The sequence below is a fragment of the Streptomyces sp. NPDC056948 genome, assembly GCF_042674225.1.
GTDB lineage: Bacteria > Actinomycetota > Actinomycetes > Streptomycetales > Streptomycetaceae > Streptomyces > Streptomyces purpurascens.
This window is the reverse complement of sequence record NZ_JBHUQX010000208.1, coordinates 1-15,985: the sequence shown is the minus strand read 5'-3', so window position 1 is coordinate 15,985 and position 15,985 is coordinate 1. Positions and strand designations below refer to the sequence as shown.

The 15,985-nt window shown below is 70.0% G+C and carries 16 protein-coding genes, 1 pseudogene and 1 riboswitch; of the genes and pseudogenes, 9 read left to right on the top strand and 8 right to left on the bottom strand.

Features of this window, described 5'->3' with window-relative positions; all coding sequences use genetic code 11:
* Positions 1–55 precede the first annotated feature (55 nt).
* A complete protein-coding gene (locus ACFTZL_RS25465; protein WP_382587101.1) occupies positions 56–1,315 on the top strand; it encodes an Ig-like domain-containing protein in 1,260 nt (419 codons plus the stop codon).
* A gap of 76 nt (positions 1,316–1,391) precedes the next feature.
* Here the strand turns inward: ACFTZL_RS25465 and ACFTZL_RS25460 are convergent, their stop codons facing one another.
* Positions 1,392–1,793 (bottom strand): hypothetical protein, encoded by a 402-nt coding sequence (locus tag ACFTZL_RS25460; RefSeq protein ID WP_382587098.1) that lies wholly within the window; start codon positions 1,791–1,793, stop codon positions 1,392–1,394.
* Positions 1,794–1,938: 145 nt separating this feature from the next.
* On the opposite strand from ACFTZL_RS25460, the gene ACFTZL_RS25455 reads away from it, so the two are divergent.
* The 6 genes from ACFTZL_RS25455 to ACFTZL_RS25430 all read left to right on the top strand — a co-directional run bounded on the left by ACFTZL_RS25455 (position 1,939) and on the right by ACFTZL_RS25430 (position 9,034).
* Positions 1,939–2,559 carry a heme-copper oxidase subunit III gene (locus ACFTZL_RS25455; protein ID WP_382587095.1) on the top strand — a complete coding sequence of 207 codons (621 nt, stop codon included), beginning with the start codon at positions 1,939–1,941 and terminating at the stop codon, positions 2,557–2,559.
* An 81-nt stretch (positions 2,560–2,640) separates the two neighbouring features.
* The gene (locus tag ACFTZL_RS25450) at positions 2,641–3,453 is read left to right on the top strand and encodes a c-type cytochrome (protein WP_382587092.1); all 813 of its coding nucleotides are present in this window, start codon (positions 2,641–2,643) and stop codon (positions 3,451–3,453) included.
* A complete protein-coding gene (locus ACFTZL_RS25445; protein ID WP_382587090.1) occupies positions 3,450–4,520 on the top strand; it encodes a Rieske 2Fe-2S domain-containing protein in 1,071 nt (356 codons plus the stop codon). Before ACFTZL_RS25450 ends, ACFTZL_RS25445 begins: the two co-directional genes overlap by 4 nt.
* Positions 4,517–6,139: a cytochrome bc complex cytochrome b subunit gene (locus ACFTZL_RS25440; RefSeq protein ID WP_382587087.1), complete on the top strand. Its 1,623-nt coding sequence runs from the start codon at positions 4,517–4,519 to the stop codon at positions 6,137–6,139. Before ACFTZL_RS25445 ends, ACFTZL_RS25440 begins: the two co-directional genes overlap by 4 nt.
* A 125-nt stretch (positions 6,140–6,264) precedes the next feature.
* Positions 6,265–7,329: an anthranilate phosphoribosyltransferase gene (gene trpD / locus ACFTZL_RS25435; RefSeq protein WP_382587084.1), complete on the top strand. Its 1,065-nt coding sequence runs from the start codon at positions 6,265–6,267 to the stop codon at positions 7,327–7,329.
* A 74-nt stretch (positions 7,330–7,403) separates the two neighbouring features.
* Positions 7,404–7,520, top strand: a riboswitch (SAM riboswitch).
* A 146-nt stretch (positions 7,521–7,666) separates the two neighbouring features.
* A complete protein-coding gene (locus tag ACFTZL_RS25430; RefSeq protein ID WP_382587081.1) occupies positions 7,667–9,034 on the top strand; it encodes an aminotransferase class V-fold PLP-dependent enzyme in 1,368 nt (455 codons plus the stop codon).
* On the opposite strand, the gene ACFTZL_RS25425 is transcribed toward ACFTZL_RS25430, so the two are convergent.
* The 7 genes from ACFTZL_RS25425 to ACFTZL_RS25395 all read right to left on the bottom strand — a co-directional run bounded on the left by ACFTZL_RS25425 (position 8,989) and on the right by ACFTZL_RS25395 (position 15,197).
* The gene (locus ACFTZL_RS25425) at positions 8,989–10,182 is read right to left on the bottom strand and encodes a glycerate kinase (protein ID WP_382587078.1); all 1,194 of its coding nucleotides are present in this window, start codon (positions 10,180–10,182) and stop codon (positions 8,989–8,991) included. The genes ACFTZL_RS25430 and ACFTZL_RS25425 overlap by 46 nt on opposite strands.
* Before the next feature lie 9 nt (positions 10,183–10,191).
* Positions 10,192–11,607 carry an SLC13 family permease gene (locus tag ACFTZL_RS25420; RefSeq protein ID WP_382587075.1) on the bottom strand — a complete coding sequence of 472 codons (1,416 nt, stop codon included), beginning with the start codon at positions 11,605–11,607 and terminating at the stop codon, positions 10,192–10,194.
* Between the two features lie 57 nt (positions 11,608–11,664).
* Positions 11,665–12,330, bottom strand: a complete 666-nt coding sequence (locus ACFTZL_RS25415) for a response regulator transcription factor (RefSeq protein WP_356021227.1) — start codon at positions 12,328–12,330, stop codon at positions 11,665–11,667.
* Positions 12,327–13,838 (bottom strand): ATP-binding protein, encoded by a 1,512-nt coding sequence (locus tag ACFTZL_RS25410; RefSeq protein ID WP_382587104.1) that lies wholly within the window; start codon positions 13,836–13,838, stop codon positions 12,327–12,329. Before ACFTZL_RS25410 ends, ACFTZL_RS25415 begins: the two co-directional genes overlap by 4 nt.
* Positions 13,768–14,079, bottom strand: coding sequence for a small secreted hydrophilic protein (locus ACFTZL_RS25405; protein WP_382587072.1), 312 nt, complete (start codon positions 14,077–14,079; stop codon positions 13,768–13,770). The genes ACFTZL_RS25410 and ACFTZL_RS25405 overlap by 71 nt, the downstream gene beginning before the upstream one ends.
* Positions 14,080–14,166: 87 nt before the next feature.
* The gene (locus ACFTZL_RS25400; RefSeq protein ID WP_382587069.1) at positions 14,167–14,448 is read right to left on the bottom strand and encodes an Lrp/AsnC family transcriptional regulator; all 282 of its coding nucleotides are present in this window, start codon (positions 14,446–14,448) and stop codon (positions 14,167–14,169) included.
* Complete coding sequence (locus ACFTZL_RS25395) at positions 14,445–15,197, bottom strand: rhomboid family intramembrane serine protease (protein WP_382587066.1); 753 nt, start codon at positions 15,195–15,197, stop codon at positions 14,445–14,447. The genes ACFTZL_RS25400 and ACFTZL_RS25395 overlap by 4 nt, the downstream gene beginning before the upstream one ends.
* A 159-nt stretch (positions 15,198–15,356) precedes the next feature.
* On the opposite strand from ACFTZL_RS25395, the gene ACFTZL_RS25390 reads away from it, so the two are divergent.
* Entirely contained in the window at positions 15,357–15,596 is a 240-nt protein-coding gene (locus tag ACFTZL_RS25390; RefSeq protein WP_184596435.1) for a hypothetical protein, read from the top strand.
* A gap of 37 nt (positions 15,597–15,633) precedes the next feature.
* A pseudogene (locus ACFTZL_RS25385) lies at positions 15,634–15,985 on the top strand (RNA-binding protein); the annotation flags it as partial.

Sequence of the window (15,985 nt, the reverse complement as noted above, 5' to 3'; positions counted from 1 at the left end):
ACTCGTACGAGTCTCTCGGCGTGCCGCTGTTGACGGGGCTTCCTAGCGTGAGGTCATGAGCCACACAGCGATATTCCGGCCCCGCACCGTCGTCAGTTGCACGCTGCTGGTGATAGCCCTCTGCGCGGGCGTCACCGCCTGCGGCTCGGACGGCAACCCGCTCTCCCACCGCCCCTACGACGCGGCGGACCAGATCTCCTTCAACGGCCCCTCCGAGGGCCGTAAGAAGGCCGACCCGGACAAGCCCCTGGAAGTGGTCGCCGAGGACTCCGACGGGCGCATCACGGACGTCACGGCCCACGACGCCGCCGGACGCTATCTGGCGGGCGAACTCGCCGCCGACGGCAGCCGCTGGCACAGCACCGCACCGCTCGCCGCCAACGCCGGCTACACGGTCCGTGTGAGCACCGAGGACGAGGACGGGGCGCCCGGCCGCAAGGTCCTCACCTTCGACACCGGCAAGCCCACCACCAAGAAGCGCTTGGACGTCACCTTCGGCCCGAAGACGGGCACCTACGGCGTCGGCCAGCCCGTCACCGCAGAGCTGAGCCGGCCCGTCAAGGACAGGGCCCAGCGGGCCGTCGTCGAACGCGCGCTCAAGGTCTCCTCCATGCCCGCGGTGGACGGTGCCTGGCACTGGGTGGACGACAAGAAGCTCCACTACCGCCCGAAGGACTACTGGCCCGCACAGGCCACCGTCCAGGTCCGCAGCAACCTGGAGGGCATCAAGGTCGGCGACCGCCTGTGGGGCGGCGGCAAGGCCAAGCCGCTGACGATCAGCACCGCCGACAAGCTCATAGCCGTCACGGACGCCTCGGCCCACCAGATGACGGTCTACAAGAACGACGAGATCGTCCGCCAGATACCGGTGACCACGGGTATGCCCGGCTACGACACCCGCAACGGCGTCAAGGTCGTCCTGGCCAAGGAAGGCACCGTCCGCATGACCAGCGCCAGCATCGGCGCCTCGGACTTCTACGACCTGATCGTCCACCACTCCGTCCGGGTCACCAACAGCGGCGAGTACGTCCACGCCGCCCCCTGGTCGGTCGGATCCCAGGGTGCGGCCAACGTCAGCCACGGCTGCACCGGCATGAGCACCGAGAACGCCGCGTGGTTCTACGACACCGTACGCGAGGGTGACATCGTCAAGGTCATCAACTCCGGCGGCGACACGATGGCCCCCTTCGGCAACGGCTTCGGCGACTGGAACCTCGACTGGCAGAAGTGGCGCACAGGCAGCGCCCTGATCGGCGGCACCCCGGACGGCCCCTCGGCGGCAGACAGCGCCCGCCTACGCCCTCAGAGCGTCTGACCTGAAGGGGCGCGGGGAACTGCGCGAACAACCCCCACGCACCCGCACCCGCCACACAACCGGCAGCCCCGAGCCCTCAGGCGTTCAGGGCCTTCTTCTCCCGCAGCAAAGCGGCCAGGGCGGCCGCAAACTCCACCGGCTCCACCGGCAACGTCACAGCCGACTCCGCGCGACTCCAGGTCGCCAGCCACGCATCCTGCGGCCGCCCGATCAGCAACAGCACCGGCGGGCAGTCGAACACCTCGTCCTTGATCTGCCGGCAGAGCCCCATGCCTCCCATCGGCACGGCCTCGCCGTCCAGCACACAGACGTCGATCCCACCCCGGTCCAGCTCCTTGAGCACCGCATCCGGAGTCGCGCACTCCATGAACTCCACCACAGGGACGTCCGGAGCCGGCCGTCGGCCCGTGGCGAGCCGCACCTGTTCGCGGGTGTTGGAGTCGTCGCTGTAGACCAGCACCGTGGCGGTCGGCTGCATTGTTCCTCCGTGACGTCAGCGTCGTAAGGACAGGCCCGATGGGCGGGATGCTACTCCCTTGAACACCACGTCAACACCGGTACGACAGGCGAAGACACTCCGAACGGCACCCCCCGGAGTGAGGGCGGGATAAGCGACCGACATAATGTCGGTCGTGGCGACAGCAACGACAGCAGAAACCGGGCACGCGCACCCGTCGGTCAACCGGCCGAACCTCACCAGCGTCGGAACCATCATCTGGTTGAGTTCCGAGCTGATGTTCTTCGCGGCCCTCTTCGCGATGTACTTCACCCTGCGATCGGTGACGGGTCCCGATCACTGGAAGGAGATGGCTGCCCATCTCAACTTCCCGTTCTCGGCGGCGAACACCACCATCCTGGTGCTCTCCTCGCTCACCTGCCAGCTCGGCGTCTTCGCCGCCGAGCGCGGTGATGTGAAGAAGCTCCGGATGTGGTTCATCGTCACCTTCGTAATGGGTGCGATCTTCATCGGCGGTCAGGTCCTCGAGTACACGGAGCTGGTCAAGGAGGCGGGCCTGTCCCTGTCCTCCGACCCGTACGGCTCGGTGTTCTACCTGACCACCGGCTTCCACGGCCTGCACGTGACGGGCGGTCTCATCGCCTTCCTGCTGGTCCTCGGCCGGACCTACGCCGCCAGCAGGTTCACCCATGAGCAGGCGACCGCCGCGATCGTCGTGTCCTACTACTGGCACTTCGTCGATGTCGTCTGGATCGGCCTCTTCGCCACGATCTACATGATCAAGTAGCAGGGCCCGCATCCACGCGTGCTCGACGAAGCACGCATCCCAGAAGCATCGACGCAGAAGATCCTGACACCGGGGTAATCCGTGAAAAAGCTCTCCGCACGACGACGCCACCCGCTGGCGGCGCTCGTCGTCCTACTCCTCGCGCTGGCATGCACCGGGGGGCTGTATGCCGTGTTCGCACCGACGAGCCCGGCGAAGGCCGACGAAACCGCCCAGTCCCTCACCATCGAGGAGGGCAAGAAGCTCTACTCGGTCGGTTGCGCCAGTTGCCACGGCACCGGCGGTCAGGGCACCTCCGACGGGCCGAGCCTGGTGGGTGTGGGCGCCGCGGCCGTCGACTTCCAGGTGGGCACCGGCCGCATGCCGGCCGCCACCTCGCAGGGCCCGCAGGTCCCGGCGAAGAAGAACATCTACTCGCAGGCCGAGATCGACCAGCTCGCGGCGTACATCGCCTCGCTGGGCGCCGGTCCGTCCATCCCGACGGAGGAGCAGTACGGCCCCGAGGGCGCCGACATCGCCGAGGGCGGTGAGCTGTTCCGCACCAACTGCGCGCAGTGCCACAACTTCACCGGCAAGGGCGGTGCGCTGACGCACGGCAAGTACGCGCCGACCCTCGAGGGCGTCTCCGCGAAGCACCTCTACGAGGCCATGCAGACCGGCCCGCAGAACATGCCGTCCTTCCCCGACACCACGCTGTCGGAGGAGAACAAGAAGGACATCATCGCTTACCTCGACGCGGTCAACAGCGACAAGACCGAGAGCCCCGGCGGCCTCGAGCTCGGCGGCCTCGGGCCGGTCAGCGAGGGCCTGTTCGGCTGGATCTTCGGTCTCGGCGGACTGATCGCCGTCGCCGTGTGGGTCGCCGCCCGGACCGCAAAGGCCAAGAAGTCATGAGTAGCCAAGACATTCCAGAAGAGAACCTGCCCGCCGAGCACGCGGGACGTGACGAGCACGGGCACGACGCGGTGAGCGTCCCGGACGACAAGCACCCGTTCGCCGACCCGGGCCTGCCTCCCCACGAGCACCGGGTCCAGGACGTCGACGAGCGGGCCGCCAAGCGGTCCGAGCGTTCGGTCGCCCTGCTGTTCACGGTGTCGATGCTGGCCACCGTCGCCTTCATCGCCGCGTTCGTGGCGATCCCGGTCGACAAGTCGGTCTTCATCTTCCCGCTGGGTCACATCAGCGCGCTGAACTTCGCGCTGGGCATGACGCTCGGCATCGCGCTGTTCTGCATCGGCGCGGGCGCGGTCCACTGGGCCCGCACCCTGATGTCCGACGTGGAGGTCGCCGACGAGCGGCACGCGATCGCCGCGACGCCCGAGGTCCGCGAGAAGGTCTTCGCCGACTTCAAGCAGGGCGCCAAGGAGTCCGCGCTCGGCCGCCGCAAGCTGATCCGCAACACCATGCTCGGCGCGCTCACGCTGGTGCCGCTCTCCGGCGTCGTGCTGCTGCGCGACCTCGGCCCGCTGCCCGGCACCAAGCTCCGCCACACGCTGTGGTCCAAGGGCAAGCTGCTCGTCAACATGAACACGAACGAGCCGCTGCGTCCGTCGGACGTCGCGGTCGGCTCGCTGACCTTCGCCAAGCCCGAGGGCCTGGAGGAGCACGACCACGAGTTCCAGAACGAGATCGCCAAGGCCGCCCTGATGATCGTCCGGATCCAGCCGGACAACATCAAGGACAAGCGCGAGCTCGAGTGGTCGCACGAGGGCATCGTCGCGTACTCGAAGATCTGCACCCACGTCGGTTGCCCGATCTCCCTGTACGAGCAGCAGACGCACCACGTGCTCTGCCCCTGCCACCAGTCCACCTTCGACCTCTCCGACGGTGCCCGAGTGATCTTCGGTCCCGCTGGTCACGCCCTGCCGCAGCTCCGCATCGGCGTGAACGACGAGGGCTACCTCGAGGCGCTCGGCGACTTCGAAGAGCCCGTCGGCCCTGCTTTCTGGGAGCGCGGATGAGCACTGCACAAGAACGCCGCAAGGCGCCCGCGGGTGAGCGGGTCGCCGACTGGGCCGACGGCCGCCTCGGGATCTACTCCCTGGCCAAGGCCAACATGCGCAAGATCTTCCCGGACCACTGGTCCTTCATGCTGGGCGAGATCTGCCTCTACAGCTTCATCATCATCATCCTCACGGGTGTGTATCTGACGCTGTTCTTCCACCCGTCGATGAACGAGGTGGAGTACCACGGCAGTTACGTCCCGCTCCAGGGACAGCTCATGTCGGAGGCGTTCGCCTCCACCCTGGACATCAGCTTCGACGTCCGCGGCGGTCTGCTGATCCGGCAGATCCACCACTGGGCGGCGATCATCTTCCTCGCCGGCATGTTCGTGCACATGATGCGCGTCTTCTTCACCGGCGCGTTCCGCAAGCCGCGTGAGATCAACTGGATGTTCGGCTTCCTGCTGTTCGTCCTGGGCATGTTCACCGGTTTCACCGGCTACTCGCTCCCGGACGACCTGCTCTCCGGCACCGGTGTCCGCTTCACGCAGGGCGCGATCCTGTCCGTGCCGATCGTGGGCACGTACATCTCGATGTTCCTGTTCGGCGGGGAGTTCCCGGGCACCGACTTCGTCGCCCGGTTCTACTCGATCCACATCCTGCTGCTGCCGGGCATCATGCTCGGGCTCGTGGTCGGCCACCTGATCCTGGTCTTCTACCACAAGCACACCCAGTTCGCGGGTCCCGGACGGACCAACAAGAACGTCGTCGGCATGCCGCTGCTGCCGGTCTACATGGCCAAGGCCGGAGGCTTCTTCTTCCTGGTCTTCGGTGTCATCTCGGCCCTCGCCGGCATCGCGACGATCAACCCGATCTGGGTCCTGGGCCCCTACCGTCCCGACCAGGTGTCGACCGGTGCCCAGCCCGACTGGTACATGGGCTTCGCCGAGGGTCTGATCCGTGCGATGCCGGGCTGGGAAGTCAACTTCTGGGGCCACACGCTCGTCCTGGGCGTGTTCATCCCACTGGTGCTCTTCGGTGTCTTCCTCGGGATCATCGCCCTCTACCCGTTCATCGAGTCGTGGGTCACCGGGGACAAGCGCGAGCACCACATCCTGGACCGGCCGCGCAACGCCCCGACCCGCACGGGTGTCGGTGTCGCGTGGGTCACCGGCTACATCATCATGCTGATCGGCGGTGGCAACGACATCGTCGCCACGCACTTCCATCTGTCGATCAACTCGGTCACCTGGTTCGTCCGGATCGGGTTCTTCCTCGGACCGGTCGCCGCGTTCATCATCACCAAGCGCATCTGCCTCGGCCTGCAGCGCCGGGACAAGGAGAAGGTGCTGCACGGCCGCGAGTCGGGCATCATCAAGCGCCTGCCGCACGGTGAGTTCATCGAGGTGCACGAGCCGCTCAGCCAGGAGCAGATGTACACGCTCACGGCGCACGACCAGTACCAGCCGGCCGAGATCGGCCCGACGGTCGACGAGAACGGTGTCGAGCGCAAGGTGAAGGGCTCCGAGAAGCTGCGCGCCAAGCTCAGCGAGTCCTACTTCGGCGAGGGGGCCCAGATCCCGAAGCCCACCGCCGAGGAGTACCGGGAGATCACGAGCGGCCACGGCCACCACTGATCACTGCTTCGCCACGCCACACAAGGGCCTCGTCCGGTGTTCGGACGGGGCCCTTCGTGGTGCCCGGGGCTGGATAGGGTGGGACCACTGCTTTTACGTGACGTACGAGGACCCAGGAGCGGCTTATGAGCGCTGTGACCCCCGCTGGAGGCGACACCGCGGCGGGCCGCTCCTGGCCCGCCTTGCTGAACGGCCTGCTGGACGGCAGGCACCTGAGCGCGGACGACACCGCCTGGGCCATGGACCTGATCATGCGCGGCGAGGCGACCGAGGCGCAGATCGCGGGCTTCGTGGTGGCCCTGCGGGCCAAGGGCGAGACCGTCGAGGAGATCAACGGCCTCGTCCGGACCATGTACGAGCACGCGAACGTGATCGAGGTGCCCGGGGCGACGGTCGACATCGTCGGCACGGGCGGTGACGGCGCCAAGACGGTCAACATCTCCACGATGTCCTCGATCGTCGTCGCCGGCACGGGCGCGAAGGTCGTCAAGCACGGCAACCGGGCCGCGTCCTCGGCGTCCGGTGCCTCCGACGTGCTGGAGAAGCTCGGGGTCAACCTGGAGCTGCCGCTGCACCGGGTCGCGGAGGTCGCCGAGGAGGCCGGGATCACCTTCTGCTTCGCGGTGAAGTTCCACCCGGCGCTGCGCCACGCGGGCGCGGCACGCGGCCAGCTCGGCATCCGTACGGTGTTCAACGCGCTCGGCCCGCTGACCAACCCGGCCCGGGTGCGGTCCCAGGCCGTCGGTGTGGCGGACCCGCGCATGGCGCCGATCGTCGCGGGCGTCTTCGCCGAGCGCGGCAACTCGTCCCTGGTCTTCCGGGGCGACGACGGCCTGGACGAGCTGACCACCACGGCCACGTCCCGGGTGTGGATCGTCCGGGACGGCAAGGTGGCCGAGGAGGCCTTCGACCCGCGCGACGTGGGCATCGATCTGGTCCCGGTGGAGGCCCTGCGCGGCGCGGACGCCTCCTACAACGCCGAGGTCGCCCGCCGTCTGCTGGAGGGCGAGACCGGGCCCGTCCGCGACGCGGTCGTGCTGAACTCGGCGGCCGCGCTGGTGGCTCTGGAGCCGACGGCGGCACCGCTGGCCGACCAGATCCGTGCCGGGATGGCGAAGGCGGCGGAGTCGATCGACTCGGGTGCGGCGAAGCGGACCCTGGAACGCTGGGTGGCCGCGAGCAACACCTAGCGGATCCCGTACGGCGTCCCGCGATCCGGACTCGGGTTGCGGGACGCCGATCTTTTCGCGTACTTTCCTGATCAGGTCATGAGTGACAGTCATGAGGCCCCGGCCGACTGTCCGGCAACCCTCCGTCCGTGGCGGGGTGCCCCGGGTGAAGACCAGGCCGTAGGCAGCGAGGTCTGCGGCAAGCGCGTGACGAGGAGTTTCTCGTGAACCAGCGAATGCGATAGGGCCGCAGAGCCCCGCCTCCGCACCCCCTTCTTCCTTCACCCCCGCTTGTAGCCGTGCGTACCGCCGTACGTGCTCGCGGGAGGATTTCACCTGCCTTCACGGGAGTTCACCCATGTCTGTCTCCGCTGTCGCCGCCGACCAGTCCCTTTGTGCCTCGCTGCCCGTTCTCGGCCGGGATGTCACCGTGCCGCTCGTGACCGGGGGCGAGGTCACCTACGCCGCGCTCGACTACGCCGCCAGCGCCCCGGCGCTCCAGCGCGTCTGGGACGACGTCGCCGCCTACGCGCCGTACTACGGCAGCGTCCACCGCGGTGCCGGGTACCTGTCCCAGCTGTCGACCGACCTCTTCGAGAACGCCCGGCGGACCGTCGCTGAGTTCCTCGACTGCCGGGACGGTGACCAGGTGGTGTTCACCCGGTCCACCACCGACTCCCTGAACCTCCTCGCCGCCGCGCTCCCGGCCGACTGCCAGGTCTTCGTCTTCGAGACCGAGCACCACGCCTCCCTGCTGCCGTGGCGGAACGCGCGCGTCACCTACCTCGACGCCCCGAGCAGCCCGCGCCAGGCCGTCGAGACCCTGGAGCGCGCCCTCGCCGACCGAGAGCCCTACGGGCCGGCCCTCGTCTGCGTCACCGGCGCCTCGAACGTCACCGGCGAGCTGTGGCCCGTACGGGAGCTCGCGGCGGCCGCGCACGCCCAGGGCGCCCGGATCGTGCTGGACGCCGCCCAACTGGCCCCGCACCACCCGGTGTCCGTCGCGGACCTCGACGTCGACTGGGTCGCCTTCTCCGGGCACAAGCTGTACGCGCCCTTCGGCTCCGGCGTCCTGGCAGGCCGGGCCGACTGGCTGCGGGAGGCGGACCCCTACCTCGCCGGCGGCGGTGCCTCGCGGAGGGTGGCGCGGCGCACGGACGGCGGCGTCGACGTGGAGTGGCACGAGAGTGCCGCCCGCCACGAGGCCGGCTCCCCGAACGTCATCGGCGCCTACTCCATCGCCTCCGCCTGCACGGCGCTCACCGAGGCCGGGTTCGACAACCTGGTCGCGCGCGAGCAGTACCTGATCGAGAAGGTGCGTACCGGCCTCGCCGAGGTGCCTCAGGTGCGGATCCTCTCCCTCTTCGGTGACGACGCCCCGCGCGTCGGCGTCATCTCCTTCGTCGTCGAGGGCTGGAACAGCTCCCACTTCGCCGCCGCCCTCTCCGCCGAGTACGGCATCGGGGTGCGGGACGGGCTGTTCTGCGCCCACCCGCTCCTCCGGACGCTGCTGGGCAGCGACCCGCAGACCCAGGGCGAGTGCGGCGCACCGGAGGCGGCTCCCGGCGAGAAGTCCCTCAACGCCATCCGCGTGAGCTTCGGCGCGGGCACGCCCGACGAGCACGTCGAGCGGTTCGTCAGCGCCGTCAAGGAGCTGGTCCAGGACGGCGCGCGGTGGAACTACCGTACGGAGGACGGCCGTTGCGTTCCGGACACCTCCGCGTGAACTGGTAGCCGGGCGCCCAGCAGGATCATCCCCAGGGCGCGTTCGGTCGCGTCCGTGAGGAGTTCGGAGGCCCGCACCAGGGCCTCCGCCAGGGCCATCGGAGCCGGCAGGATGCCGCTGAACGCGTCCACGCCCGGCACCTCGTGCGCGCCCTCGCCGAGGGTGCCCGCGAGGGCCAGGACCGGGCGGCCGTGGAGCTTGGCCCGGCGGGCCACCTCGGCCGGGACCTTGCCGCGCGGTGTCTGGTGGTCCAGGGCGCCCTCGGCGGTGACGACCAGGTCGGCGCGGGCCAGGCGGGCGTCCAGGTCGAGATGGTCCAGCAGCACGTCGAAGCGGGGGAGGAGCCGGGCGCCCAGTGCGGCGAGGCCGGCTCCCAGACCGCCGGAGGCTCCGGTTCCGGGACCGTGGCGGAGGTTGGTGTCCGGGACGGCGACGTCGCGGGTGAGGACGAAGGCCCAGTTCTCCAGGCCGGCCGACAGTTCCTCGACCTGCACGGGCGTCGCGCCCTTCTGCGGGCCGAAGACCCGGGCCACGCCCCGCTCGCCGCACAGCACGTTGTAGGGGTTGCAGGCGACGAGGAACTCCACGTCCGCGAGGCGGGTGTCCAGGCCGGCCGGGTCGATGCGGTGCAGGCGGGTCAGCTCCCGGCCACCGAGAGGGAGTTCCTCGCCCCGGTCGTCCAGGAGCCGGGCCCCGAGCGCCTGGAGCGCGCCCGCGCCGCCGTCCGAGGTGCCCGAGTCGCCGCAGCCGACGAGGATCCGCCGGACGCCCCGGTCGAGGGCGGAGCGGATCAGTTCGCCGACGCCGTACGTGGTGGTGGCGCCCGGGTCGCGCAGATCGCGCGGGACGAGAGAGAGGCCCGCGACCGCCGCCATCTCCACCACCGCCGTGTCCCCGGAGCCCAGCAGGGCGAAATGGGCGCTGATGGTCTCCCCGACGGGGCCGGTGGCGGGCACGGTGACGAGCCGGCCGCCGGTCGCGGCGGCCAGGGCGACGGCCGTGCCCTCGCCGCCGTCCACCAGCGGAACCAGGTCGATCTCGGCGTCGGGCAGGACACGGCGGACACCCGCGGCGATGGCGTCGGCCGCCGCCTCCGCCGACAGGGACTCCTTGAAGCCGCTGGGGGCTACTACGACACGGGTCAGCATGAGGACTCCTCAACGGGTGACGGACACGCCGAGCAGCGGCCATACCGCGACGGCGAAGAACAGGACGAGCGTGGCGGTCAGCGGGGCCAGGAACGCGGACAGCCGCAGCAGGTCGCGCGGGGTGTAGGTGGGGGTGCCGGGGAGCTGCGCGAAGAGCGTGACCGGCTTGGCCGAGGCGGGCAGGGTGTGGCAGAAGCCCGCGGCGGCGGTGGAGGCGAGCGCGGCGGCGACCGGGTTGACCCCGACGCCGACAGCGGCGGCCACGACCAGCGGGACCAGGACCGACGAACGGGCCGAGCGGGACTGCAGGACCAGATGGGCCGCCGTACTGACGGCGATCACGATCGCCAGGAACACCACCGGCGACCCGCCCGTCGGCAGCCCCGAGACCAGCCACTTCGCCGCTCCCGAGTCGGCGAGCGCGACGCCCATCGCCATCGTCGCCGCCATGAACAGCAGCAGCGACCAGGGGACGGTCTTCAGTGCGTCCTTCAGACGGACGGTGCCGAGGGCGGGGGAGGAGGCGATGACGGCGCCGATCAGCGCGACCAGCGCGGGCGGCACCCGGTGCAGCGGCTCACTGCACCACAGCAGCACCACCGTGGCGAGGAGCAGGGTGCAGCGCTTCTCGGCCTGGCTCCAGGGGCCGGTCACCGGCTGCTCGCTGTGCTCCTGGATCTGCTCCGGAGTGATGCTGACCGGGCCGCGGCGGTCCGCCCGCCGGGTCGTCGTCAGCATCACCAGCTCGGCGGCCAGATGGGACGAGGCCACGGCCAGCGGCAGACCCAGCAGCAGCCACTCCGTGAAGCCGATGTGCTGCCCGGTCGTCTCCCACAGCACCGACACGGTGATCAGATGCGCGCCCGCGCCGATCAGGGTCGCCACCGCCGACAGAAGGATCACGGTCGGAAACAGCAACGCCAGCATCACGACCAGTCGCTTCCGGTCGGCGAGGACCTTCGCGAGGGCGAGGAAAACCGGTAGCGCGAGCGCGGCCCGGCCCGAGGTGGCGGGCACCGCGAACGCCGTGACGACCAGGGCGGCCGTCGTCAGGTGCACGAGCTGCCGTACGGTGCGTGCCCCACTGACCAGGAACACCGCCGCCCGGCCCGCGAGCCCGGTCCGGCTCACCGCTGCCGCCAGCACGAACGCGCAGATCAACAGCCACACCGTGGCATCGCCGAGCGTGCCGAACAGGGTGTCGCTGCTGATCACCCCGGTCACCGTGAGCGCGAGTCCGGCGCCCAGCGCGATGTAGGTGTCGTCGATCGACGTCCCGATCCAGGCACAGGTCGCGAACACGAACACGGCGAGCGTGAAACGGGCGTCGCCGCCGAGTCCCGGGAAGTTCCCGGGGATCGCGAGCAGCAGGCAGACGGTCAGTGCCGCGCACAGCGAGGCGGTGGTTCGCAGGTTCAGGGTCACGTCATCGAGAATCCGCCCGGGCGGTGAGTCGTCGATGAGCCGGAGATGAAGGGAACTTCACCCGGCGGGCAGCCGGTACCCCATCCCCCGCACCGTCTCCACCCGCTCCGCCCCCAGCTTCTTCCGCAGCGTCCGTACATACACATCCACGATGTTGGACCCCGGATCGAAGTCGTACCCCCACACATGGGACAGGATCTGCTCCCGCGACAGCACCTGCCCGGGATGCCGCAGGAACAGTTCCAGCAGCACGAACTCGCGAGCCGTCAGATCGACCGTCCGCTCCCCGGAACGGGCCCGGCGCGTGCGCAGGTCCAGGCTCAGGGAGCCCGACCTGAGCACCGTCACCTCCGGCGCCCGCGCCGCCGTACGGAGCCTCAGCCGTACCCGGGCGAGCAGCTCCTCGAAGCGGAACGGCTTGGTCATCCAGTCGTCGGCACCGCCCTCCAGGCCGGCCACCGTGTCCCGTACGGAGTCCCGCGCGGTCAGCACGATCACCGGCACCGACACCCGTGCCTCGCGCAGCTCGCGCAGGATGGTGAAGCCGTCCCGGCCGGGCAGCCCGATGTCCAGGACGACGAGGTCGAAGCCGCCGGTCAGGGCGTACTCGTACCCCGCGTCGCCGTCGGTGACGACGGTCGTGGTGAAGCCGTTGGAGCGCAGGCCCTTCTCCACGAAGGAGGCGATGCGCTCCTCGTCCTCGACGATGAGGATGCGGTTCACGTGGGGTCCCCTTCCGGTGCCCGGGGTGCGTGCAGAACGAGGGCGAAGGTGGCGCCGCCGCCGGGCGTGCCGTGGAGCCGTACCCGGCCCCGGTGGCCCTCGGCGATCGCCTTGACGATGGACAGCCCGAGGCCCGCGCCGGAGCCCCGGGCGCCGCGGCGGGCCGTGCCGCGCCGGAAGCGTTCGAAGATCACCTCGGTGTCCTGGGGCTGCACCCCGGGTCCGGAGTCGGCGACGTACAGCTCCAGGTCCGGGCCGTCGGTGCGGGAGCCGATGCGGATGGCCTGGCCGGTGGTGGTGTGCTGCACGGCGTTCTGCGCGAGCTGCACCATGGCCTGGGTGATCCGCTGCGGATCCAGCTCGGCCTCCAGGTCGGCGACCCCGTCGAGCCGCCAGTCGCGTTCGCCCAGGGTGCGGGCCTTGACGTAGACGTCGGCGGTGAGTTCGGCGACCTGGACCGGCTCGGGGGAGACGAAGTCGGGGCGTTCGGCCTTGGCGAGCAGCAGCAGGTCCTCGACGATGCGGCTCATCCGGTCCAGCTCGTCGGTGACCAGCCGGACCGTCTCCTCACGTTCGGCCGGATCGTCGCCCATCAGCTCCAGATGGCCGCGCACGATGGTGATGGGGGTACGCAGTTCGTGCCCCGCGTCGTCGACGAACTCGCGCTGGGCGGCGAAGGCCCGCTCCAACCGGTCGAGCATGCCGTTGAACGTCTCTGCGAGGGCGGCTATGTCGTCGTTGCCGTGCACCGGGATCCGCCGGGTGAGGCCCTGTTCGGTGAGCTGGGCCGCCGCGGTGCGTACGACCCGCACCGGTTTGAGGATCCGCCCGGCGACCGCCCAGGCGATGCCGACGGTCAGCAGCAGGGCGACCCCGGAGATGACGAGCAGCGTGCGGAACATGTCGTTCACCCGGGCCTGTTCGCGTTCCGGGTGGAAGGCGACGACGAACGCGGCGTCCGGTGCCCGGCCCTGCCGGGCCACGGTGACCTTCGCCCAGCGGATCTCGCCCTCGGGGCGCTGGAGCACCCCGGAGGACTCGGGCGAGTCGAAGACGGCGCGCTTGGCGGCGGGATCCCGGTGCAGGGGCAGGGCGACGGGCAGGTCGTGCTGCTGGCGGATCTGCCGGGGGCCGCTCCCCGCCCGGCCGACCAGGCCGATCAGCTCCTCGTCCGCGTCGGGGTACTGCCGTTCCAGGAACACCGTCAGCAGCCGGTTCGCGTCGGTGAACGGGCGGCCCGTCTGCGGATCCCCGCCCCGTTCCTCGAAGTTGGCGAACTCGCCGGTCTCCTGGGTGAGCAGGCGGTTGATCCGGTTGTCGACGTCCCGCAGCAGGAAGGAGCGGGTGGTCATGGCCACCGAGGCGAGCGCGACCGCCATCACGAGCAGCAGCCAGAGCAGGATGCGGACCCGGGCGGAGACGCGCCGCCGGCCGGGGTCAGTTGTCGGAGCCGGGTCCGTCGTCGCCCGATCCGTCGTCTCCGTTGCCCTGGCCGCGGTCGTCGTCATCATCGTCACCAGCCGAGCTGTCGGTCACCGGAGGCCGCGAGACGACCTCGTCGCCAGGCGTGGGTTTACGGGTGGGGCCGAGCGTGGAGGTGGGGGTTGGTGTGCCGCTGTCCAGCTCCACCTGCTGGGACGGGACCTTCGGCGACTGAGGGCTGTCCGTGAGGGCGTAGCTGGTCGCCGCGATGCCCAGGGGGATCAGCACGACCGCGGAGAGGGCGGCCATACGACGGGAGAATGCCATGCGCCTGATCCTGCGGACGGAACCCGCGGCGGATGATGAACCCCGGATGAAGAACTCTTCATCCGGAGCCAGTCAGGCCTGCAAGCCCTAGTTGTCCAGCCCGATCGAGAACGCCGCCTCCAGGTCGTGCTGCGAGTAGGTACGGAACGCCACGTGCGTGTCCGTGCCCTCCACGCCGGGGATCTTGCTGATCCGGCCGGGGATGACCTCGGCGAGGTCCTCGTGTTCCGTCACCCGGACCATCGCGATGAGGTCGTAGGTGCCGGTGACCGAGAAGACCTCGCTGACGCTGTCCAGCGCCGCGATCGACTCCGCGATCTCGGGGATCCGGTCCACGCTGGTCTTGATCAGGACGATCGCGGTGATCACGGCTGGTTCTCTCCCTCGGGGGCCGGAGCTGGGGCGGTCTTCACTCTAGTGGGGCCGGTGGGGCGGCCGTAGCGGACCGAGGCGTAGCAGAAGCCCAGACCGAATCCGACCAGGTGGGCGAGGTAGGCCACCCCGGGCCCGTCCGAGGCCCGCCCCGCCGCCAGCCACTGCAGTGCCGCCCAGAAGGGCAGCACGACCCAGGCCGGGAAGCGCACCGGCAGGAAGAAGAGGAACGGCAGGAGACTGGTCACCCGGGCACGGGGGAACAGGTACAGGAACGCGCCGAGGACCGCCGAGATCGCCCCGGAGGCACCGACCAGGGACTGCTCGGAATCCGCGTTGGCGACGGCGTACCCGAGCAGGGCCAGGTAGCCGCAGCCGACGTAGAACAGGGTGAACTGAACCCGCCCCATCCGTTCCTCGGTCATCGCCCCGAAGACGTAGAGGAAGAGCATGTTGCCGAGCAGGTGCACCCAGGTGCCGTGGACGAAGAGCGCCGTCACCGGGGTGAGGGCCGACCCGGGGGATCCCTCGAACAGTTCTGCGGGGATCACGCCCCAGTGCCGGAAGTAGGCCCGCTGCGCGGCGAGCACATCGTCGCCCGAGCCGTACGCCGGGCCGAGGCCCGAGGCGGGCCCGGCCAGGAAGACCGTGCAGCACAGGGCGATCAGTGAGTACGTCACCGGCGCCGACGAACCTCTGATCGATCCGCTCGCCCGAGCGATCGACGCACTCCACTTGCTGATCATGGCTACAGAGCATGACGTAACCGGACGCAACCGCACAGACCGCCTCGCCGCCGTGGACACGCAGGCGACGAGGACCCAGCAGGCCGTAGGGTTACGAGCCATACGTACCGGGGAAGCCGGTGGCGTCACGGACACTAGAAGGAAAGAGAACAGGCCACGATGACGGTTCCCCTGCCGACCGCCGAGACGCGGTGGCGCTGCACCCTCTGCGGCAACCTCACGCGCTTCGACGTGACCCGCTCGTCGAAGGTCGTCGAGTACGTCCACCTGGACCTGGCCGGAGAGGCGAAGGTCGAGGAGCGCGAGGTGCTCAGTGAGACCATCGAGTCGGTGCGCTGCCGCTGGTGCAACGCGGTGGACCAGGTGGAACTCGTGGACAGGCCGGGCGCCGGCTCCTGAGGGGAGCTGGCCCCGCACAGGCATTGGGGTGTGACGGATGGTGGAGACCACAGGCGGGGGGCCGGCCGACGGCGCCGCCGAGGTGCTCGACCGTCCGCTGCCCGACGGCGTGCGCCGCAAGGTCGTGCAGATCGTCTCCGACGGCTTCGGATCGCTGACGGTCGGCGAGCTGCCCGCACAGCTCCGACAGTACGCCCGGTTCGCCCCGAACCGCAGGGCCAAGTTCGCCGGCAACGCCATGGCCTCCGCGCTGGAGACCGACCCACTGTTCCGGCAGCGCATCGGGGAGAAGCTCAGAGAGGCCCAGCCGGAACTCGCCGGCGCCCTCGACTCAGGCTCCCCGCCCCCGGCCGCGGACCCGCTCGACGTGGCGGCCGCGGCCTACGTAC